Source organism: Schaalia sp. ZJ405 (genome assembly GCF_011038885.2).
In the GTDB taxonomy this organism is placed as follows: Bacteria; Actinomycetota; Actinomycetes; order Actinomycetales; family Actinomycetaceae; genus Pauljensenia.
On record NZ_CP064952.1, the window covers coordinates 953,755 to 974,533 of the forward strand.

Genomic DNA, 20,779 nt, shown 5'->3' on the forward strand with positions numbered 1-20,779 from the left:
TGCCTGTGGCAATGAAGTTTCAGGAGGGATGCTCATTGTTGACTCCTGTCGTGATGAAATGGATACGGAAAGGAACCGAAGGTTTTCACGTGATCAACACGCAGACGAAATCCTGAACAGTTCATAAAAAAGCATAGTTGGTGACCCGTGTGTACCAAGTATTCACGCAGCGTGGCGCGACATCAGAACGAGCTATAGCGCCTCATGGGGCATCGCACGGGTCTGTTGAGGTTGAGCGACATCATCTCGCGTCTCACTGGCGCACCCCTAGTGCTGCCTCCGATTGACCGACGACTCACAGGCACGCTCGTCATCTCAGCCTCAACCAAACGAACCGAGTACCCTTAGACCCGAACTTTGTGGCGATCGTGGAGGAAATATGGCGAACGAACATCCCGCTTTCTTTGGGAGCGACCCCGACGAATCCCAGGGAGCCGATGCGTCGCGTGGAATTCCTGCCGATCTCATCCCGTACCTCGAAGCTGCTGACGCACCTGACCTAGACGATGGGGATATTGACGAGGACGACGCCGCGCCTTCCCCTGAGAGCTCACCCCTAGGCATCTCACCCCTGCGCGGAAGTTTCGCTTCTCACACAGACGGATCGCCATCCTCCCAGGCCTCGCCTGATTTAGCGGCGACAACATCAGCGAATCCACGAGCCGAGGGATTGCATGACGACTCCGAACGTCAAGCGGCGCTGCGTGCCCTCGTTGAACATTCCCTGCTTCTTGGTCCCGACCCTTCGATCCTGGCCGAAATTGAGTCCGATGGTGACGATGACGAATGGTTCGATGGTGATGATGAGGCAGGCTCGTCCTCGTCAATGAATGGCGGCGCAGAAAATGGCGACGGACGCGGGGACCACGCCACGGGGAGAATGTCTCACGACGATGCGCTGGATGAGGCAGCACGTGACCTCGAGCGCGACGCCCAAGTGAAGAGGATTTACCACAGCATCGTCGAACGCGCCCCCGAGCACAGTGTGCAGCCCTCGCTCGAACGAGTCCGGGCGGTTCTTGACATTCTTGGGGACCCACAGAATTCCTATCCGACGATCCATATCACCGGAACGAATGGGAAAACATCGACTGCCCGGATCACTGACTCACTGCTGACGGCGTTCGGCATGAGAACTGGCCGATTCACCTCTCCCCATCTCGTTGACGTGCGCGAACGCATTTGCCTTGAAGGTCAACCCATCAGCCGCGACGGCTTCATTCGTGCCTGGGAGGATGTTGAGCCCTATATCGGCATGGTTGATGAACGCTCGAAAGCTAACGGTGGTCCTCGGCTGTCGTTCTTTGAGGTTTTCACGGTTATGGCGCTCGCCGCCTTCGCTGATTACCCGGTGGATGCCGGTGTGATCGAAGTGGGGATGGGTGGTCGATGGGATGCAACGAACACCATCGACTCAGGAGTGGCTGTGATCACCCCGATCTCGAAGGACCACACCAAGTGGCTGGGATCGACGATTCGTGAGATTGCGACGGAAAAAGCCGGGATCATCAAGCCCGGGCAGATCGTTGTTGTGGCACAGCAGCCCGACGAAGCCCTTGAGATTATTTGTGAAAAGGCCCGGGATGTCGACGCGATCGTTCGCCTGGAGGGGCGTGACTTCGACGTCCTCGACCGGCAGATGGGGGTCGGTGGACAGTTGGTGACTATTCGGACCCCGTCAGCGGTTTACGAGGACGTGTTTGTTCCACTTTTTGGTGAGTATCAGGCATCGAATGCGGCGCTGGCGTTGGTTGCTGTTGAGGCGTTCATGGGTGGGCGGCAATTGGATGGCAGGATTGTTGAACAGGGAATGATGAATGCGACGTCGCCGGGACGGCTTCAGGTGGTTCGTACATCGCCGACCATCCTCGTTGACTCCGCGCATAATCCGGCGGGTGCTGCAACCCTGGGCGATGCAGTTGAGGAGTCTTTCGGATTCACCCACACAGTGGGTGTGTATTCCGCAATGGCTGACAAGGACATTGAAACGGTGCTCGCGCAGGTTGAACCGTATTTTGACGCGATCGTTGTCACGCAGATGCCGGGGGAGAGGGCGGCGTCTGTTGACGAGTTGCGCGCGATTGCCGCCGATGTTTTCGGTCCTGATCGGGTTGATGTGCGGGAGGATCTCGCAGATGCGGTTGACCGTGCGGCTGAACTTGCTGAGGCGAGTACGGACCCGGCAGATCGCTCGGGTGTCGTTGTTTTCGGCTCTGTCATGCTCGCTGGTGAAATGCTCACTCTTGCAGGACATCGGCCCTAGGTTCTGAACCTTTCCTCAGTTTTCCCTCAGCAGATGAACTTCGGGAGACAAGGTGGCACGATAAGTGGTGTAGGCCACGACAATGCTGCAAGGAGGCACCATGAAAAAGCTGGTCAATGATGTTCACAATGTTGTTAAGGAAACGCTTGAAGGATTCGCGTTGGCGCACGCCGACGTGGTGAGCGTCCACCTGGACCCCGATTATGTTGTGCGTAAAGAGCCCAAAGCAGACGGGAAAGTTGCGCTGGTGTCCGGTGGTGGATCAGGCCACGAACCACTGCACGCGGGATTCGTTGGAGAAGGGATGCTTGACGCGGCTGTCCCTGGCGCTGTTTTCACGTCGCCAACTCCAGATCCCATTCTTGAAGCCACGAAAGCCGTGGACCGGGGTGCAGGCGTCCTTCATATCGTCAAGAACTACACGGGCGATGTCCTCAACTTTGAGACCGCGGCAGAAATGGCGGACATGGACGACATTGAGGTCCGCTCCGTCATCGTCAATGACGACGTTGCCGTTGAGGATTCCCTCTACACGGCAGGGCGTCGCGGTGTTGCTGGAACGGTTCTCGTTGAGAAGATCGCCGGTGCCTGCGCGGAAACCGGCGCCGACCTCGACACCGTTGAACGGATTGCCAACACGGTCAATTCTCAGATGCGATCAATGGGCCTGGCGCTTGGTCCATGCACCGTTCCCCACGCTGGGAAGCCGTCATTCGACCTCGGTGAAGATGAGATTGAACTCGGCATCGGAATCCACGGGGAACCCGGCTACCGCCGCGGCGCTATGGAACCCGCGGATGTTCTCATCGAAGAGCTGTACACGAAGGTCCGTGACGATCTGGGAGTGACGAAGGGTGAGCGTGTCATCACGCTGGTCAACGGCATGGGCGGCACTCCGGAATCAGAGCTGTACATCTGCCACCGTAAACTCGCGCAACTCCTCGAAGCCGATGGTATCGAGATTTCACGTTGTCTTGTGGGAAACTATGTGACGTCCCTGGAAATGCCGGGTGTTTCCATCACGCTGCTGCGTGTTGACGACGAATTGATCGAACTATTTGACGCGCCGGTTCACACGCCGGCCTGGAAGTGAGGGCACGATGACACTGGACGCGGCTTGGGCTATTCGCTGGATGAAAGCCTGCCAGGAAGAGGTCTCATCGAAACGCGAATACCTCATCGACTTGGACCGTAAAATCGGCGATGGTGACCACGGAGAGAACCTGGATCGAGGATTCTCTCAGGTTGTTTTCGCCCTCGACGTGGCGGAACCACAGTCGGTTCAGGAAGTCCTGAAGATCGTTGCGAAGACCCTCATGTCAACGGTCGGTGGTGCCGCTGGACCGCTTTTTGGTACCGCGTTCATGCGGGCAGCCAAGACCGCGCCCGTGGACCCTCTGGAATCCCAGGATGTTGCCGCGGTCATCGCGGCTGCACTCGAAGGAATCCAGGCCCGCGGTAAAGCAGAACGCGGTGAAAAGACAATGGTCGACGCATGGGGCGCTGCCGCCGACGCAGCGAAGGCTGCTGCTGAAGCAGGAGCGGTTCCCGCGGCGGTGCTTGAAGCGGCGGCAGCTGGCGCTCGAGAAGGTGCCGCTGCAACCGAGCCGATGAAAGCCACGAAAGGTCGCGCATCGTACCTCGGTGACCGTTCCATCGGTCATCTTGACCCGGGCGCGACCTCGTCGGCGATCATCCTCCAGCAGGCATACCTCACGGCCCGGGAGGTCTGATGGCACGCGTCGCTTTAGTCATTGCTTCGCACTCGAAGCTTCTCGCACAGGGGCTGGTTGAACTCTCACAGCAGATGGCTCCGGATGTCACGATCAACGCTGCCGGCGGAACAGAGGATGGGGGAATCGGCACGTCCTATGACCTCATTGAGGCGGCCGTCAACTCTGCTCTTGCCTCTGTTGAGGCCTCCGGTCATTCAGACGAGGACTCCGGCGTCGTGATCCTCACTGATCTGGGGTCGGCGACGATGACTGTCGAATCGGTTCTGGAATTTGCTGACGACCCTCAGCGCCTCCAGTTCGTCGATGCCCCACTTGTTGAGGGTGCGGTTGCCGCTGCTGTTCGCGCGCAGCTGGATGACCCGATCGGTTCTGTTGCGGCCGCAGCACGGGGCGCATACCGCCGAGGAGCTGAGATCGAGGGGGAAGATCCTTTAGCTGGCGCAGATGCGGGGTCTGTGGATCAGACAACCCAACCGGAAGCGTCCGGTGCCATCACCGCGGATGCTGTTGTTGCCGATCCCGTAGGGCTTCATGCTCGACCCGCGGCACTCCTCGCGCGTCAAGCTGCGGGATTCGACGCGGAGATCACGGTGAACGGTGCGGATGCAGCCTCAGTTCTTGAGGTGATGGCGTTGGGTGTCAAGCAAGGAGAAACGGTTCATCTTGTTGCAACGGGGCCAGACGCTGCCGAAGCGATCGTGGCTCTCGTTGAACTGCTGGAGACGGCATAGAAGCATCGCAGTTCAGCGTGGTGAAAGACCTGCGAATTGGGTCGGACGTGTGGGATGAGACCGCACGTCCGACCCGCCGTCGTTTCACTGCTTCCGAAAGTGTGGGGTTTGGCCCTATGCTGTCCTTCTATCAAAAAATGGACTGAAAGGTGGGACCAATGACCCAGCACCTTCTTGATCGGAACCTGGAGCATACGCTGATTCTCGTCAAGCCTGACGGGTACCGTCGCGGACTCACGGGTGAAATCCTTCGCAGGATCGAGGCGAAGGGCTACACCATTAAGGGCTTGAAACTTGAAGTTGCCTCGCGCGAACTCCTTGAAGAACACTATGCGGAGCATCAGGGACGCCCCTTCTTCGAGGGACTCGTGGCCTTTATGTCCTCCGGCCCTCTCGTGGCGATCATCGTTGAAGGCGTGCGCGTGTGCGAGGGGATGCGTTCACTCATGGGAGCCACCGACCCGACGGTGGCGGCACCGGGAACAATCCGCGGTGATCTTGGTCGTGCATGGAACTCTCCTGCGATGGAGAACCTGATCCACGGATCGGACTCTCCGGAGTCCGCGGCGCGTGAAATCAAGCTGTGGTTCCCTGAAATCGACTGATTTTGCGTTGATACCCCCTATTCTGGGTGGGTGCATCTGAAAACCCTGACGCTGCGGGGATTTAAGTCTTTCGCCAGCGCAACGACTCTTCGCCTGGAACCGGGGATCACCTGCGTGGTTGGTCCCAACGGTTCGGGCAAGTCAAATGTCGTTGATGCCCTTGCGTGGGTGATGGGGGAGCAGGGAGCAAAAACTCTGCGCGGTGGCCAAATGGCCGACGTGATCTTTGCGGGAACCTCGGGGCGCCCGGCTCTGGGTCGGGCGCAGGTTGATCTGACTATCGACAACACTGACGGTGTTCTTGATGTTGACTATTCAGAGGTCACGATTTCTCGAACCCTTTTCCGCGGTGGAGGTTCGGAGTATCAGATCAACGGTACTCCCGCCAGGCTGCTTGACGTTCAGGAGCTTCTCTCCGACACCGGCATGGGACGGCAGATGCATGTCATCGTTGGTCAGGGGCAGCTCGATGCCATCCTTTCGTCAACACCGGAGGACAGGCGCGGCTTCATTGAGGAAGCCGCGGGCGTTCTCAAACACCGGCGCCGCAAGGAACGTGCCCTGCGCAAGCTCGCTGACATGGATCAGAATCTTGTCCGTGTTCTTGACTTGACGAATGAGATTCATCGTCAATTAGGTCCCCTGGCTCGTCAGGCGAAGGTTGCCCGTCGCGCAACCCTCATTCAGGCGCGGGTCAGGGATGCCAGTGCCCGAATCCTCGCCGATGACCTCGTGGCCGCTAGGGATCGCCTTGCGGCCCAGACGGAATCGGATCGGGCTCTGCTTCACCGTCAGGACGCACTCCAGCGGCGTATTGCCGACGCGCGGGCGCGGCTTGCGCAACTGGAAGCACATGAGCTTGAGTCAACGCCGCGGGTTGAGCAGGCGATGAAGCTGTGGCAGGAACTGACGACTCTGCATGAACGGCTCCGCGGCACGCAGATGGCGGCCCAGGAACGCGTGATGATTCATTCAACGCTTCCTCTTCCTCCCACGGGAGACGACCCCGAGGTCCTCGAAGAACGAGCGCGTGCGGCAAGCGACGAGGACGCGCTTCTCGTTGCCCGCGTGGAAGACGCCCGGACAGTGCTGGCCAATCACACCCACGAACGCCACGAATGCGAGGATCGTGACCAGCAGGCAGCCCGCGAACTTGCCCGTGTCAACCGGGTTCTCGCTGATCACCGCGAACGTGTTGCGCGACTTTCCGGTGACGTCTCCTCAGCGTCTTCTCGCGTCGAGGCCGCAAAGAACGAATCGGAACGCGCGCAGACGGCTTACGACGAGGCGCGTGAACGTTTGGCCCTCGCGGAGAATACGCTGGCGAAGCACATCTCAGATGTGGATGACGAGGTGGCGCCGGAATCGAATGCATCAGCGGCCCATTCCCGCGCCGTCGCTGAACGGGAAGACGCCCGTGCTCGCGTCAGTGAACTTCTTGATGCCGAACGCGATGCGCGATCTGATCGTGCGACGTGGCTCGCTCGAAGGGACACCCTTGAACAATCCCTGATCCCCGAAGATACGACGCGCGAATTGCTTGGGCGCCACGGAGTTCTTGGTGAGCTTTCCTCCCGCGTGAGTGTTTCCTCCGGGTACGAGGACGCAGCCGCAGCCGTGCTCGCTCCCTTTACCGGGGCTGTGGTTGTGGCATCGCTTAACGATGCGCTGAAGGAACTTCAGCGGGTGAAATCTTTAGGAAACGGCCTGGTTCGTATGGTGATCGCCGCCGATGCATCGGTCGAGTCCGATGCGAAGGCACAGCGCGGGGATCCCGGCCCCGTCCTCGTCCCCCTTCCGCCCGGTGCGACGTGGATGCGGGACGTTGTCACCATCGCTCCCGACGTTGATTTCGCTGACCTCATTGAGGCAACAGTTGTTGTTGAAGACGCTGAGCTGATCTCTCCTGTCATGGCGATTCCCGGGGTTGAGGCCGTCGTTACTCTCCGAGGAGACGTTTATCGATCGGGACGGCTGTCTGGAACGGGAGCTGAGTCGCGTTCGATCCTTGCGTTGCGCGCCCAATATGAGGAAGCAGGAGTACGGGCCAACGAAGCTCAGGGGCGATTCGATGCGATTCAGCGGGAGCTTGCAGCGGCGAACGAACATCTTGATAGGTGTGTGAAAGCTGCGAATGATGCGCTCACTGCGTTACGGGCCGAGGATGCGCTTCGCGCACAGGAAGCTCAGGAGAGGGCTCGCGCCCAGTCTGCGGTTGCGGCTGCTCGTGCCGAGGCCGAGCGTGCTCAGGCGAATCTCCAACGTAGCCGCGATCAGGTGGAATGGGCACAGCAGCAGGAAGTTGAAGCGAAGAATCGGATGAACGATTCAACGCAGAGTGCCCCGGAGGAAGATCTTGACGCTGCGCAGAAACACGCTGATGAGGCATCTGCGGCTGCCCGGGAGGCTCGGGAAACGGAGACACGGCTGAGGCTGGAACTGCGGGCCATTGAGGAAGAATCACGGCAGGTTCAGGCGCGGGCCCGGTCCCTTCGTCAGGCGGCGGCGAAGGAAAGGGAGGCTCGCACCCGATTTGCGCGTCAGGAAGCTGTCCGTGTGAGGGAACTGCGCAAAGCACAGGGTGTGGCTGAGGCCGCCGCTATGGCTGTCGATGTTGCGGCGCGGGCGCTTGCTGAGGCCGATGCCGAGCGGGAGGAAGCGCAAAAGGAACGCTCGGAGGTCTCACAGTCGGTGACGCAGGCGAGGAAAGAGATCGACGCGATGAACTCCGAGCTCGGTCAGCTACTTAGCGCATCCCATCGCGATGAGATTGCACGCGAACAGACGCGAATGCGTGTTGAGCAGTTGGAAATGAAAGCGATGGAGGAACTCTCGCTGGAGGCTGAGCAGCTCGTTGAGGAGTTCGGGCCGCACAATTTGGTTCCTGTTTTCCCTCGGGATGTCGAGTCACCGGATGAGGAGGTCGAGGCCACCGAGTTTTGCCCCTTTGTTCGTCAGGAGCAGGAACGGGCCCTGGAGAAAGCGTCGAGGGACCTTGAACGTCTGGGGAGGGTGAATCCTCTGGCCCTTGAGGAGCATGAGGCTGCGAAGCAACGCCATGATTTCCTTGTGTCGCAGGTGCAGGATCTGAAGAAGTCGAAGGCGGATCTGCTGAGGATCATTGAGGATGTTGATCGCCTGGTTGAAGAGGCTTTTGAGTCGGCATTCGCTGACACTCGCAGGGAATTTGCGCATACTTTCGAGGTGTTGTTCCCCGGCGGTCAAGGGGATTTGGTGTTGACAGATCCGGAAAATATGTTGACGACGGGTATTGAGATTGAGGCTCGGCCCGCGGGGAAGAAAGTCAAGCGGTTGTCGCTGCTTTCGGGTGGGGAGCGGTCTCTTGCGGCGATTGCTTTTCTTGTGGCGATCTTTAAGGCGAGGCCGTCGCCGTTCTATGTGATGGACGAGGTCGAGGCCGCTCTCGATGATATGAACCTGTCAAGGCTCCTTGAAATCTTCAAGGAACTGCGCGAAGAGTCGCAGCTCATTGTTATTACGCACCAAAAGCGAACGATGGAGATCGCCGACGCGCTTTACGGGGTGACGATGCGAGATGGAGTGACAACTGTTGTCTCGCAAAAACTTGCGTGAGCGTTGTCAAGGACGGTGTTCGGATCAACGCCAGGGCGCACACATCGCGTAAAACCGTGCGTCAGAGGCGTGGTGAGAGGACGGGTGTGGTTAGAGTCCGGCCTCGTCCTCGATCAGGAGATGACGTTCGTCGAGGACATCCGCAGCGGTGGCAACAAGAGCTTCGAGATGACGGTTCGCGTGATGCGCACAGAAGAACAACTGACCACCCGAGGCGAGAGTGACGCGCACCCACGCGCGGGCACCGCACTGATCACAGCGATCGGCGGCGGTCAACGTCGGCTCGAACGAGGTGGTGCGTTCCAAGGTCGTAGCGTTCATGCCTCTATCTCACACCACACCACCGGCATTTGCGGCATTGAAGGACCGTTGTTCACCGCAGGCGCAATTTTCGTCACTTATCCACATATGGGCGGGCCGAAGCGGTTGTATCGCGAGGAAATCCTTAGGATGACGACGTGAGTTCTTCCAATCCCGCTGATTACAACGCCCATCACCTCTCGGTCCTTGAAGGGCTTGAGGCTGTGCGTAAGCGTCCCGGTATGTATATCGGTTCCACGGATCATCGTGGTCTCATGCACTGCCTGTGGGAAATCATCGACAACGCCGTGGATGAGGCGCTTGAGGGCTTCTGCGACACCATTGACGTGCGCCTGCACCCCGATCATTCGGCTTCGGTGACCGATAACGGACGCGGTATCCCGGTGGACGAGGTTCCTGGCACAGGCCTGTCGGGCGTTGAGGTCGTGTTCACGAAGTTGCATGCGGGAGGTAAGTTCGGCGGCGGATCGTACGCGGCATCCGGTGGTCTCCACGGGGTTGGCGCGTCCGTTGTCAACGCACTGTCGGCGCGCATGGACGTCCAGGTGGATCGTGGCGGCAAGACGTGGGAGATGTGCTTTAGACGTGGAGAACCGGGTGAGTTTGATGACTCCGCGCAGCGCACACCGAACTCGCCGTTCACCGCTTTCACCTCGCAGTCTGATCTCAAGACCGTGGGGAAGGTGAAGAAAGCCCAAACGGGGACGCGGGTGCAGTTCTGGGCTGATTTCCAGATCTTTCCGTCAACCGAAGGATTTTCTTGGGAAGACCTCCTTGCCCGTGCCCGGCAGACGGCGTTCCTTGTTCCCGGTTTGACGATCAACTGCTGGGATGAACGCGGTGAAGAGGACGTGCATGAGTCTTTTCGCTTCGACGGGGGCGTAGTCGACTTCGCCAATTGGTTAGCGTCGGATGGCCCTGTGACGGATACGTGGCACATCACCGGTGAGGGGACGTACACCGAGACAGTTCAGGTGTTGAACTCGCAGACCGGACACCTTGAAGCAACGGAGGTTGACCGGGTCTGCCAGGTTGACTGTGCGCTTCGGTGGGGCATTGGATATGAGACTCAGGTGCAGAGTTTCGTCAACATTATTGCAACCCCCAAGGGTGGTACTCACGTCCAGGGATTCGAGCAGGCGATCGTCAAGATCCTGCGTGCGCAGATCGAGAAGAATGCCCGAAAGCTGAAGGTTTCAGCAAAGGATGGGCGAGCGGAAAAGGATGACGTTCAGGCGGGGATGACCGCGGTGATTACCGTTCGTTTCCCCGAACCACAGTTCGAGGGGCAGACGAAGGAAGTACTGGGCACTCCGCAGATCCGAACCGTTGTTTCCCGAGTCATTACCGACTGGATGAAGACGAAGTTTGCCTCCTCTAAGCGCGACGACAAGCAGCAGATGGCGCTTTTGCTTGAGAAGGTTGTCGGTGAGATGAAGGCGCGTGTGTCGGCACGCATCCACAAGGAAATCTCACGCCGTAAGAATGCTTTGGAGACCTCCTCGCTTCCCGCCAAGCTCGCGGATTGCCGACTTGAGGATGTGAGTCAGACAGAACTTTTCATTGTCGAGGGCGATTCGGCTCTGGGAACAGCGAAAGCTGCGCGAAACTCCGCGTATCAGGCGCTATTTCCGATCCGAGGAAAGATCCTCAACGTGCAGAAGGCGTCAACCTCGGACATGCTGGCCAATGCGGAATGCGCAAATATCATTCAGGTCATCGGAGCGGGGTCGGGGAGAACTTTTGATATCGAGCAGGCCCGCTACGGGAAGGTCATTCTCATGACCGACGCGGATGTTGACGGCGCTCATATCCGCACCCTTTTGCTCACGCTGTTCTTCCGCTACATGCGGCCCCTCGTTGAGGCTGGTCGAGTGTATGCGGCGGTTCCGCCCCTGCATCGGATCGAGGTTTCGGGCAAGGGGAAGCGTCCAAAGGAACTGCTGTACACCTATTCCGAGAATGAACTTCACGACAAGCTCCGAGAGCTTAAACGTTCGGGGCGCACGTGGAAAGAACCGATTCAGCGGTATAAGGGTCTGGGCGAGATGGATGCGGATCAGTTGGCTGAGACAACGATGGATCGTGCGCACCGGTCGCTTCGTCGGATCACTTTGGGGGATGAGCAGGAGCTCCGCGAGGCTGAGGATGTCTTTGAGCTGCTCATGGGCTCGGTTGTTGGCCCCCGACGTGATTTCATTGTCGAGGGGTCGGCTGCGTTGGATCGAGAAAGAATCGACGCATAGACCGCGTGGTCGCAGGCCTTTGTTTCGCTTTTTTCGGTGTCATTTCGCCCGACGAAGGTCTACACATGACCTTAGACCCGCTTTCCTCTACGATGGACGGCATGACTGGACTTGCTGAGCGTCTTTCGCCCCCCGGGTCCGTACCCTATCCCGGAGAGCATCTCGGCTTGAGGTTTCGACCAATGCGGGCGTCGGATGCGCCTGCGGTGTATTCGTTGATCCGTGAAACTGAGACGATGGATGACACCGCTCACCGCGTGTCGACGCGGGAAATTGCAGACATGATCGAGGGACGCCACGGGGTCGACTGGGTGGAGACGATCGTCGGTCTGGACCGTGAACGTCGGATTTGTGCGGTCGCGTCTGTGCGCGTCATTCGTTCCCAGATGCTCAGTTCCGTTGGTGAGGATAGCCAGCGCGCCCATGCGACGATCCGCGCCTATACGCATCCTCATTGGCGAGGACGAGGCATCGGCCGGGCCCTGTTGTATTGGCAAGATGGTCGGGCACGCCAGATGCTTGTGGACACGTACGGTTCAGATAGTGAGCGTCCGTCGTCGATCTCGAATTTCGTTGACGCCCATATGACTGATCGGCGACGGATGTATATCGCGGCGGGTTTCTACGCAAAGCATATGTTCCAGCAGATGTACCGGGAGATCGTTGGCGGGGAGACGCGGCCGACTCCAAAGAACGGGTATTCGGTGGTTGCGTGGGACTCGGTTGCACCAGGTGATCTTGATGCTCTTCATGCCGAGGTTTCGTCTCGTGACATCAATGCTCGCTGTTTTGGACGGTCGTGGGATGCTCTGACTCATTCGCTGGAAATGCGGTGGTCCTTTGTTGCCTGTGATTCGTCGGGTGCTCCGATCGGATATATTGGAGTGTCTCGTCCCACGGATCGATGGGCTGCAACAGGGGTCAGCGAGGCAAATATCGATATCCTGGGGATTCATCCCGATCATCGGGGGCGTTCCTTGACTAGCGCTCTTGTTCGTTCTGCGATCGCTGCGGTCAGCGCTTCGGGTGTTGCGAAGATCGGTGTTCAGATTGATCGTCAGCATGACGCGCAGACTCATAGCATGTATGAGCACCTGGGTTTTGTTGATGCTCAAGCGGAAGTGTTCTATACGATCAACCAATGAGGGGAGTAAGAGATGACAGCCGTTGGTGACGACGCCTTTCTCCTGCCTCCCAGCAGCAACGGGATTCGCTGGGAGCCGCTGAGCGAATCTCATATTGACGACTTAGCTGCGCTGTTTGCGCGAATGGAAGCTCAAGATAATCCACCCTATCGAACGTCTCGTGGGGAAGTTGCGGAGATGCTGGGTTCAGCTTCAACCTGGGTGGGGCTTGCAGGTTACGCCACGCGCGGCTTGGGACGAGGACGAATGGTCGCTTTTGGGCATGTTCTCGTGCGATACCCCGGATACGTTGAATGTGTGTGCACTGGTGGAGTAGATCCGTTTTTCCGGCGAATTGGCTTAGGGGGAGTTCTTGTTGATTGGCAGGAACATACGGCGCGGCTGCTCCTTGATGACGTGGATGATCGTCAGCGACGACTGATTGTCAGCCATGTTGAAGCGGGTGAAGACGATCTGGAGGAAGCGCTCAAGGTCAGGGGTTTCCAGTGGACGCGCACATACTACGAATTGCGTGCTCGTCTAACTGCTATTCCTCAGGATCCAGTTCTTCCCAGCTACCTGTCGATTGAGCCGTGGGGTGAAGAATGGGAGGAACCGGCTCGTCGTGCGGCGAATCGCCTGTCAGAGAAGGAATGGGGGCGCCCGCCTTTGACGCAGGAGCAGTGGCGTCAGGGTCGTACGTCTTTTGTTCCTGAGTGGTCTTTCCTCGCTGTTGATCGGATGAGTGATCGCGCTCGGGTTGCTGGCTTCCTCTTAGCTTCCCAGTACACGCAGGACTGGGCGGTCTTCGGGTGGAAAGAAGGCTATATCGACCAGATGGGTGTACTTGAGGAGTGGCGTAATACGCGAGTCGTTGATGCCTTGATTATTGCGTCGATGCGTGCTCAGGCCAGGGCGGGCATGGAGCGGATCGGTGCGGGCCTGGGGTCGGCGAATCATTCAGGGGCGTTAGCTGTCTATGATTATCTGGGTTTCACAACCATTGGTCAGACGCGCCTCTACGCGATCGAGGTCTAAGTTATTTGTTGCTTGAGAGATCGAGGATTTTCTGGGGCTCAACAATGCAGCGGTGTGCGGCGTCGGCTCCGGTTTCTGGGTCAACCGTGTATGAAAGAGACAATTTGGGATCGCCGTCGACGTTACCCTCAGAGTTTTCGTGGGTATTCATATAGTGTTCCATTTCGTCAATAAATTGTTTTCCCGTGTATGTTGGCTCTACAACCTTCAGTTCACGTAAACATATTGCGATGAGTTCGTTTTGGTCCACATTCTGGGGATTTGTGGCCATATTACCGTATAGTGACCATAAAGACTCGGTGCCGAGCATCTTGTCGCACTGCTTGTGGATATTCTCTGCTGCATCCGCGTCACCGTTTTCCAGGTATCCGATCACCAGGTCATTATCATGGAATTGGAAGCCTTTGACTCCCTGGTCTTCAACGCACCTGAGGTGGCGTGCGCGTATTTCGGAGAGCTCCTCGTCACTGACTTTTTCATCTTCCAGGATTTGAGTGTAAATATCTTCGTATGGTGTGCCGCGAGATTCAGCTCTTAATTGCTCGATGTCAGCATGCCAGCCCTTGCCCACAAGATCGTCTAGACCAACCGGTTTTTCACCACCGGCACACGAACACAACAGCAATGGGGTAACGAGGAGAAAAGATCCGAGGATGTGGGTGTGTTTCATTTAAGTATTCCTCAGATGTCGGTAAGACCCTACACCAGTGGAAGGTCTTACCGACACCGTGCCTTTCGTGGAGGATGATCAGTACAGGTTCTGCCAGTGTGAGGTGAGATGACCACCGTAGTAGTAGCCGCTCTCAGCGTAAATACCCACCGGCGTCTTCCTCGTGTACGCCTTCGTTGTATATCCGGAATTGATGTACATCATTCCAAACCCCTGGTGCAGGGTATACGGAGCACTGTGAGCGTGAATAGATCGAGTTGTAACGCAACGTTACGTACAAACTATATCGATGGAATAGGCGTCATCACAAGAGAATTTAGGAAATTACTCCGCAAATGTTCCGACGCCACCCGGTCCACCATCCACACTCTCAGGCAGCATGCTCCTAACCGATCGAGGCGATCGGTGTTGTCACGGGCACCCCCGAGCCATCACGACGCTCGTCCTCGGCAGGAAGATCAATTGGTGTGCCTTCGGCAGATGCCGCACGCGCGGGCCGCGGCCCCACCCATGCCCCCTCAAGGCGGTCCTCGCCGCGCAGGAAACGCTGCGCACGCACACCCTGACCGCCGCGTCCCTTCGACGGGAACACTGCAAAAGGAGAAACCTTCACCGTTGTCTGCCCAGTTCCCGGCAGCGCTCCCTCAGCGGCAGCAATCGTCACCACGACGGCCTCGTCAGGCGAATCAACGACCCAGAAACCCAGCGCACGCGCATCGGATGCCAGCTTCATACCGGCAACACCGCCGGCGGTGCGACCCTGTGGCCGCACTTTCGCCGCAGGTGTGCGCAGGAGTTGCGCATCGGAGGAGATAAACACGAGGTCTGCGTCATCGGGGCAGGGAGCAAAACCCACAAGGGAATCGCCGTCAGCCAGCGCAATGACCTCCCACTCATCACGTTGAAGCACGTCGGCACGCAGACGCTTGACAACACCCTGAGCTGTCCCCATCGCAACGACCGAATCACTTGCGGGATCCAGAAGCCCCACGGCCGGCGCCTCCGTGTGCAGCAGGGTCGACGCATTCATTGCTGCGGAGAAAGAAAGGCCCGTCTCGAAACGAGGAAGAGCCGGAAGATCAACGACCTCTATCCGGTGGGCAATACCATCAGCGGTGACAACGGCAATCTGGGAGCGAACGGTTGTTGACAGCTGTGCGCGCCAACCGTCATTAGCGGCGCGTGGACCCGGCTCAAGGGGATCTGCTCCCTCGACACGGGCCAACCCACCCGTTGACGACAGAACAACGACGCAGGGGTCATCCGGGATTTGTAAATCCATCCCTTTGCCTGATCGTGACACCGACGGAAGTGCGGCAGCCAAAGCCGCACCCTGGGAAGCCGATGCTGCGTCCTCGGCCCCGGGAGCTTGAAGGAGAAGGGTGCGTCTGGGAGTGCCGAGTCGCTGGGAGACATCGCGCAGTTCAGAGATCACCAGCGCACGCAGGAGTGCTTCGTCTGCGAGGATTTCACGCAGCTGGGCAATTTTCGCCCGAAGTTCGTCGCGTTCACTTTCCAGTTCGATGCGGGAGAACTTTGTCAGGCGGCGAAGCCTGAGTTCGAGAATGTAGTTCGCTTGAACGTCCGTGAGGTCGAAAGCCGTCATCAGACGCGTGCGAGCAACATCGGCATCATCGGACGAACGGATAATCGCGATGACATCGTCAATGTCGAGGATCGCGACAAGGAGACCTTCAACCAGGTGGAGCCGATCCTCGAACTTCGTCAGACGGAACTGAGAACGTCGGGTTGTCACGTCCAAGCGGTGATCAACGAACACTTGAAGCATCTGCTTCAGGCCCAGAGTTTGGGGCTGTCCGCCAACAAGGGCAACGGCATTGATTGAGAATGAATCTTCCAGCGGAGTGCGCTGATAGAGCTGCTGAAGAACTGCCTCGGGATTGAACCCGTTCTTCACTTCGATGACAAGACGCAGGCCGTGCACCCGGTCCGTGAGATTCTGCACGGCTGAGATACCTTTGAGACGCCCCGAGCTGACATTTTCTTTGATTTTTTCAATGACCTTCTCAGGTCCGACCATGTAGGGCAGCTCCGTGACAACGAGACCCATCTTCCGGGCCGTCACACGTTCGATCGACACCTTCGCCCGCGTCTTAAAGGTTCCACGACCAGTTTCGTAGGCTTCACGGATTCCGTCGAGACCAACGATGACACCGCCCTCGGGAAGATCTGGGCCGGGAACATAACGCATGAGATCAGCCGTTGAAGCCTCGGGGTGCTCAATGAGATAAATCGAAGCAGCGATTGTCTCGGCAACATTATGCGGAGCAATGTTCGTTGCCATGCCGACCGCGATCCCGGAGGCTCCGTTGACCAGGAGTTGAGGAAAAGCCGCAGGCAGGACTTCTGGCTGCATGAACTGATTGTCATAGTTGGGAACAAAGTCCACGGTGTCTTCGTCTAGCCCGGTGACGAGGTCGAGGGCCGCCTGATCCATACGTGCCTCGGTGTAGCGCGCGGCAGCGGGCCCATCGTCAAGGGAACCAAAGTTTCCATGACCGTCAACGAGGGGGAGGCGTAGGTTGAAAGGTTGGGCAAGACGAACGAGGGCGTCGTAGATCGCCGAGTCTCCGTGCGGATGGAGCTTACCCATGACCTCACCGACGACGCGCTGAGACTTCACGTGCCCGCGGTCAGGGCGAAGACCCATCTGGTCCATCTGGAAGAGGATGCGACGCTGAACGGGCTTGAGACCGTCACGTGCATCTGGGAGCGCACGGGCGTAAATCACGGAAACCGCGTACTCCAAAAAGGACCCGCGCATCTCGGTGGAGACGTCGATCTCTGAAATATGTTCGTCCACGTTGGGGAGGTCAAGCGTTGGATCCTTCTTCGGCATAATGTGGATTATCCCGCGCGAAAAGCTGAGCATTTCACGTTACACGCCGGAGGCGGCACAATAGGGGAATGGACACATGGACACGGATCGAGCACGCCGGTTTTTATCCGAAACTTGCCGCCCGGGCACTACGTCGCGCCCTCGGTGGCGAGGAACCGCTGGCAACGGTTTGCCAGTTGGACGCGGCCTTCGATCGCGGATCAATGTTTCGTCACCTGACGATTGCCTCGCTGACGCGTTCGGTTCTTGTTCACCTGCACATTGATGAGCTTGAGGATGGGCGCGCAGGTGTGGCAACGGGAATCTACTCCATCGATCAGATCCGTGCGATGTCAACCTTTGAGGCAGTGGAATCACCTGAAGTCTTAGGCACGGATGAGAAAGTCACCGAACTTTCGGTGTCTATCGATATGGGAGGAATTCGTCGGACAGATATCGAACCTCTCCAATGCGATGACCCGCAGTGCCTTGGAGACCACGGGTATTCGGCTCAAACTGTTCCCGATGACCTGAGCCTACGGATTTCAGCCGCAGCCGACGGTGAGGATGTTCTCGCCGAGGCTCAGCATTTCGTCAACGAACTCACCGCCCTCGTGGGCACACATCATGGGCACTGAGGGTGATCTCGTTGGGGGCAGCGCCGCGCTCGCCCTCGTCCCCGGGGCAGATGTGCCCGACGCAGGCGGCATGCAGCTCACCGATGTTTTCGCCGCTAGCCTGGCAACAATTGACTCCCAGGGACGAGCCTTTCGGCGGGCAGACCACCGCGCGAGAATGTCCCTTGGGTTAGACGCAGGAGCACGTCAGCTCCTCGTCATCCTTGTTGACGGCCTCGGTGCGATCCCGCTGAGCGAACACTTCGGACACGCCCCAACCCTGCGGAGTTTCCGTGATTCGATGCGGTCAATCCATACGGTTGTCCCGTCAACAACGGCTGCGGCCATCACTGCGTTTGGAACGGGAGCACACCCCGGTGCCACACGAATGGTTGGGTATTCCATCCTCTACAACATGCGCGTGATGAACCTCCTGGCATTCGACGATGGTCCAGCTCCTGAGCAGTGGCAATCACAGGAAACACACTTCGAGACCCTTCGCGACGAGGGAGCTACCTGTGCGGTCATCTCCCCGCCGTCTTTCGCCGGCTCAGGGCTCACCAGGGCGGCCCTACGCGGAGCGCATCACGTTGGTGCTCTTTCGTGGAATGACAGAATTGATGCGGCTCTTGCCCAATTGCGCCAAGGCGTGGATGTTGTCTACCTCTACTGGTCCGACATTGATCATGCCGGACACTCACGAGGCGTGGGATCACTCGAATGGGTGAGCGCACTCGAAGAGTTCGATGCGGGGCTGAGCTCTCTTCTGCGGCGTCTTCCTCGCGGCGTCCGCACAATCCTCACCGCCGATCACGGGATGGTCAACATCGCACAAAACACCATCATTGACGTTGCCTCCACTCCCGAGCTTGCCCAGGATGTTGTCGCCATCGCGGGGGAGACCAGAGCCGTTCATGTTCACGCGCGCAGAGGAAGCCAAGAGGCTGTGCGTCAGCGCTGGCGTGAATTTCTTGGGGAACGTGCCTGGGTCATTGACCCGGCAGTTTCTCAGCCGCTCATTGGGGCCGGTGATGGCGGGGAAGTCATCGGAGCTGCCCTCGTGCTCATGCGCGAGCGATTCGGTGTTGTTGATTCACGCACGCAGAGCCCCCAGGCGATCGCCATGCCGGGAGTTCACGGATCGCTGACGTCCGAAGAAATGCGAATCCCCGTCATTGAACTGAGCTAGCCGTGCCGCTGGCAGGCAGCGCCTCGGCCAGGAACTAACGGCCAGTGACAGCAAGCACAAAAATCTCGACAAGCACGTCAAGAACACGCGAGGAAACGGAGCTTCCGGTTGAGTTCCTCAAGCCACTAGTTCTTCGATCCGAAGACGATCTCGTCCCAACTGGGAACCGAACGCCGACGCGTGTGCGTCTTCTTCGTTGCAGGCTGTTCTGCGTGAAGATCCTCAAGTCCTGGCAACGTGGCATCACTGACCGAGGTCACCGCGGGTTTTTCCGCCGCCTGGTTCTTTTCGGGCTTCACCGCCGGGCTCGACGCACGTTCCTTGTCAGGAACCGATTCCCTCTCCTGCGGACGTGCGTCCACCGCAGGAATGGTTCGCCCAGTGCTGGCCCGTTCCGCAGTCTTGGGGGACGAGGACGAGGCATCGGCTCCCGAAGGAGCATCAGCGGAATTTGATTCGGTCACGGAATCGGAATCAACTCGCGTCCGGGCCTGTGCAAGAGAATAGATTCTCGCCGAAATTGACCCACGCTGCGGCTCGTGAGTGGCAGGAGCGTCCGACGGCTCCTCATCGAGGAAAGAGGCGTCCTCGTCCTCGTCAATGTCGTACTCGATGTCCTGACGTTTCCCACGGGCAGCGTTGAGCTGATCAACAATTGCCTCACGCGCACGCAATTCGTCATCGCTTTCGTGCTGCGGATCCGACTGGGGCAGCGGTGTAAAAATTGACGAGGTCGGAGCCTGAGCAACGGTTTCCGTGAGCCACTGGGCTTCCTGATCAACGGCATCGAGGCCGCCGGAGGGATGCAGGCTCCACTGGGCCGCATGTTCGGCTGCTCCCTGAACGAAAGTTAAACAGATCTGCCAGGGGCCCGACGACCCACGACGAGCCGTCCACGTGAGGGACTGCGGATCGACACCGCGAGCGGCGAGCCGGTCAACAACGAGATCACCCATGAGGGGACCGTCAGGCTCTGATCCGATGACAATGGAGCGGGCGCGTTGAAGAGCGTACTGTTTTTCGGCTTCAACGGGGGCTTCGTAGCGGCGAATCGACTGGACATCCATGCCGTGGGCGGAGGCGAGTTCTTCAGGGCTGGCGCCGGCGCGTAGGAGAGACTGAATGTCGCGGGGACGTAGGGACTGAGCGGTTGGTTCGGGGGCAACCTCGATACGCGGACGATCACGACGTGTCGCGGCGCGTAGCTCATCGGTGATGGGGACTTGATAGCGTTCCCCCTGGGTGTCGGTAAACACCAGGGACTCCCCGTCGCCTCCAACGCCGAGCAATTCAAGCTCGATCATCTCCACCTCCTGCGCAGCATGATCCACGTCGAATCGTCTCAAATTGTGTACGACGATACCGCATGCCTCGCCGAGTGTCTCCAACATTGTTCTCCACAAAAGATGAGCGGATATAGCAATTGGCGCCCACAAGTGTTATCCTCCCTGCGCTAAGGCACCTCACGGTGCCGTATATCCCCGCTAGTGGAAAGGGACGACAGTGGCGACCGATTACGACGCTCCGCGTAAGAACGAAGACGACGTTGCTGAGGACTCCATTGAGGAACTCAAGTCGCGTCGAAACGATGCCGGCTCCGCGGAAATCGAAGAAGATGAAAATGAGGCGGCGGAGAATTTTGAGCTACCCGGCGCCGACCTGTCCAAGGAGGAACTGACTGTTCACGTCGTGCCGCGTCAGGACGACGAGTTCACCTGTTCGATGTGTTTCCTTGTTCATCATGCGTCCCAGCTTGACCACGTCGATGACAATGGTCTTCCGGTGTGCACCGAGTGTGCAGGCTGA

General features: G+C 58.5%; 17 protein-coding genes. 12 read left to right on the forward strand and 5 right to left on the reverse strand.

The annotated features are described in order from the left end of the window. Nucleotides 1-379: 379 nt before the first annotated feature. The 6 genes from G7Y41_RS03895 (at nucleotide 380) to smc (ending at nucleotide 8,929) form a co-directional block, all read left to right on the forward strand. Nucleotides 380-2,263, forward strand: a complete 1,884-nt coding sequence (locus G7Y41_RS03895) for a bifunctional folylpolyglutamate synthase/dihydrofolate synthase (RefSeq protein WP_165315117.1) — start codon at nucleotides 380-382, stop codon at nucleotides 2,261-2,263. A gap of 100 nt (nucleotides 2,264-2,363) precedes the next feature. Further along, complete coding sequence (gene dhaK / locus G7Y41_RS03900) at nucleotides 2,364-3,356, forward strand: dihydroxyacetone kinase subunit DhaK (RefSeq protein WP_165218054.1); 993 nt, start codon at nucleotides 2,364-2,366, stop codon at nucleotides 3,354-3,356. 7 nt (nucleotides 3,357-3,363) lie between these two features. Further along, nucleotides 3,364-3,996 (forward strand): dihydroxyacetone kinase subunit DhaL, encoded by a 633-nt coding sequence (dhaL, locus tag G7Y41_RS03905; RefSeq protein ID WP_165315116.1) that lies wholly within the window; start codon nucleotides 3,364-3,366, stop codon nucleotides 3,994-3,996. Then, nucleotides 3,993-4,730 (forward strand): dihydroxyacetone kinase phosphoryl donor subunit DhaM, encoded by a 738-nt coding sequence (dhaM, locus tag G7Y41_RS03910; RefSeq protein ID WP_165218506.1) that lies wholly within the window; start codon nucleotides 3,993-3,995, stop codon nucleotides 4,728-4,730. The genes dhaL and dhaM overlap by 4 nt, the downstream gene beginning before the upstream one ends. Before the next feature lie 158 nt (nucleotides 4,731-4,888). Next, the gene (gene ndk, locus G7Y41_RS03915) at nucleotides 4,889-5,335 is read left to right on the forward strand and encodes a nucleoside-diphosphate kinase (RefSeq protein ID WP_165218050.1); all 447 of its coding nucleotides are present in this window, start codon (nucleotides 4,889-4,891) and stop codon (nucleotides 5,333-5,335) included. 30 nt (nucleotides 5,336-5,365) lie between these two features. Next, nucleotides 5,366-8,929 carry a chromosome segregation protein SMC gene (gene smc, locus G7Y41_RS03920; protein WP_165315115.1) on the forward strand — a complete coding sequence of 1,188 codons (3,564 nt, stop codon included), beginning with the start codon at nucleotides 5,366-5,368 and terminating at the stop codon, nucleotides 8,927-8,929. A gap of 90 nt (nucleotides 8,930-9,019) precedes the next feature. Here the strand turns inward: smc and G7Y41_RS03925 are convergent, their stop codons facing one another. Further along, the gene (locus G7Y41_RS03925; RefSeq protein WP_165218046.1) at nucleotides 9,020-9,250 is read right to left on the reverse strand and encodes a DUF7455 domain-containing protein; all 231 of its coding nucleotides are present in this window, start codon (nucleotides 9,248-9,250) and stop codon (nucleotides 9,020-9,022) included. Between the two features lie 137 nt (nucleotides 9,251-9,387). On the opposite strand from G7Y41_RS03925, the gene G7Y41_RS03930 reads away from it, so the two are divergent. The 3 genes from G7Y41_RS03930 to G7Y41_RS03940 all read left to right on the forward strand — a co-directional run bounded on the left by G7Y41_RS03930 (nucleotide 9,388) and on the right by G7Y41_RS03940 (nucleotide 13,658). After that, nucleotides 9,388-11,496, forward strand: a complete 2,109-nt coding sequence (locus G7Y41_RS03930) for a DNA gyrase/topoisomerase IV subunit B (RefSeq protein WP_165315114.1) — start codon at nucleotides 9,388-9,390, stop codon at nucleotides 11,494-11,496. A 101-nt stretch (nucleotides 11,497-11,597) separates the two neighbouring features. Next, complete coding sequence (locus tag G7Y41_RS03935; RefSeq protein WP_165218042.1) at nucleotides 11,598-12,641, forward strand: GNAT family N-acetyltransferase; 1,044 nt, start codon at nucleotides 11,598-11,600, stop codon at nucleotides 12,639-12,641. Nucleotides 12,642-12,653: 12 nt separating this feature from the next. Next, nucleotides 12,654-13,658 carry an N-acetyltransferase gene (locus tag G7Y41_RS03940; protein WP_165218040.1) on the forward strand — a complete coding sequence of 335 codons (1,005 nt, stop codon included), beginning with the start codon at nucleotides 12,654-12,656 and terminating at the stop codon, nucleotides 13,656-13,658. 1 nt (nucleotide 13,659) lies between these two features. Here G7Y41_RS03940 and G7Y41_RS03945 read toward each other — a convergent pair whose 3' ends face one another. The 3 genes from G7Y41_RS03945 to G7Y41_RS03950 all read right to left on the reverse strand — a co-directional run bounded on the left by G7Y41_RS03945 (nucleotide 13,660) and on the right by G7Y41_RS03950 (nucleotide 17,188). Then, nucleotides 13,660-14,328: a hypothetical protein gene (locus G7Y41_RS03945; protein WP_165315113.1), complete on the reverse strand. Its 669-nt coding sequence runs from the start codon at nucleotides 14,326-14,328 to the stop codon at nucleotides 13,660-13,662. 78 nt (nucleotides 14,329-14,406) lie between these two features. Continuing rightward, nucleotides 14,407-14,532 carry a hypothetical protein gene (locus tag G7Y41_RS10155; protein ID WP_269207961.1) on the reverse strand — a complete coding sequence of 42 codons (126 nt, stop codon included), beginning with the start codon at nucleotides 14,530-14,532 and terminating at the stop codon, nucleotides 14,407-14,409. Nucleotides 14,533-14,713: 181 nt separating this feature from the next. Next, nucleotides 14,714-17,188: a DNA gyrase/topoisomerase IV subunit A gene (locus tag G7Y41_RS03950; protein ID WP_165315112.1), complete on the reverse strand. Its 2,475-nt coding sequence runs from the start codon at nucleotides 17,186-17,188 to the stop codon at nucleotides 14,714-14,716. A 68-nt stretch (nucleotides 17,189-17,256) separates the two neighbouring features. Here G7Y41_RS03950 and G7Y41_RS03955 point away from each other — a divergent pair, with 68 nt between their 5' ends. Beyond that, complete coding sequence (locus G7Y41_RS03955; protein WP_165315111.1) at nucleotides 17,257-17,805, forward strand: DUF5998 family protein; 549 nt, start codon at nucleotides 17,257-17,259, stop codon at nucleotides 17,803-17,805. After that, entirely contained in the window at nucleotides 17,795-18,973 is a 1,179-nt protein-coding gene (locus G7Y41_RS03960; RefSeq protein WP_165315110.1) for an alkaline phosphatase family protein, read from the forward strand. The genes G7Y41_RS03955 and G7Y41_RS03960 overlap by 11 nt, the downstream gene beginning before the upstream one ends. Before the next feature lie 125 nt (nucleotides 18,974-19,098). Here G7Y41_RS03960 and sepH read toward each other — a convergent pair whose 3' ends face one another. Next, nucleotides 19,099-20,277: a septation protein SepH gene (gene sepH, locus G7Y41_RS03965; protein WP_165218030.1), complete on the reverse strand. Its 1,179-nt coding sequence runs from the start codon at nucleotides 20,275-20,277 to the stop codon at nucleotides 19,099-19,101. A gap of 199 nt (nucleotides 20,278-20,476) precedes the next feature. Between sepH and G7Y41_RS03970 the strand changes: the two genes are divergently transcribed. Then, complete coding sequence (locus G7Y41_RS03970) at nucleotides 20,477-20,779, forward strand: DUF4193 domain-containing protein (protein ID WP_165218028.1); 303 nt, start codon at nucleotides 20,477-20,479, stop codon at nucleotides 20,777-20,779.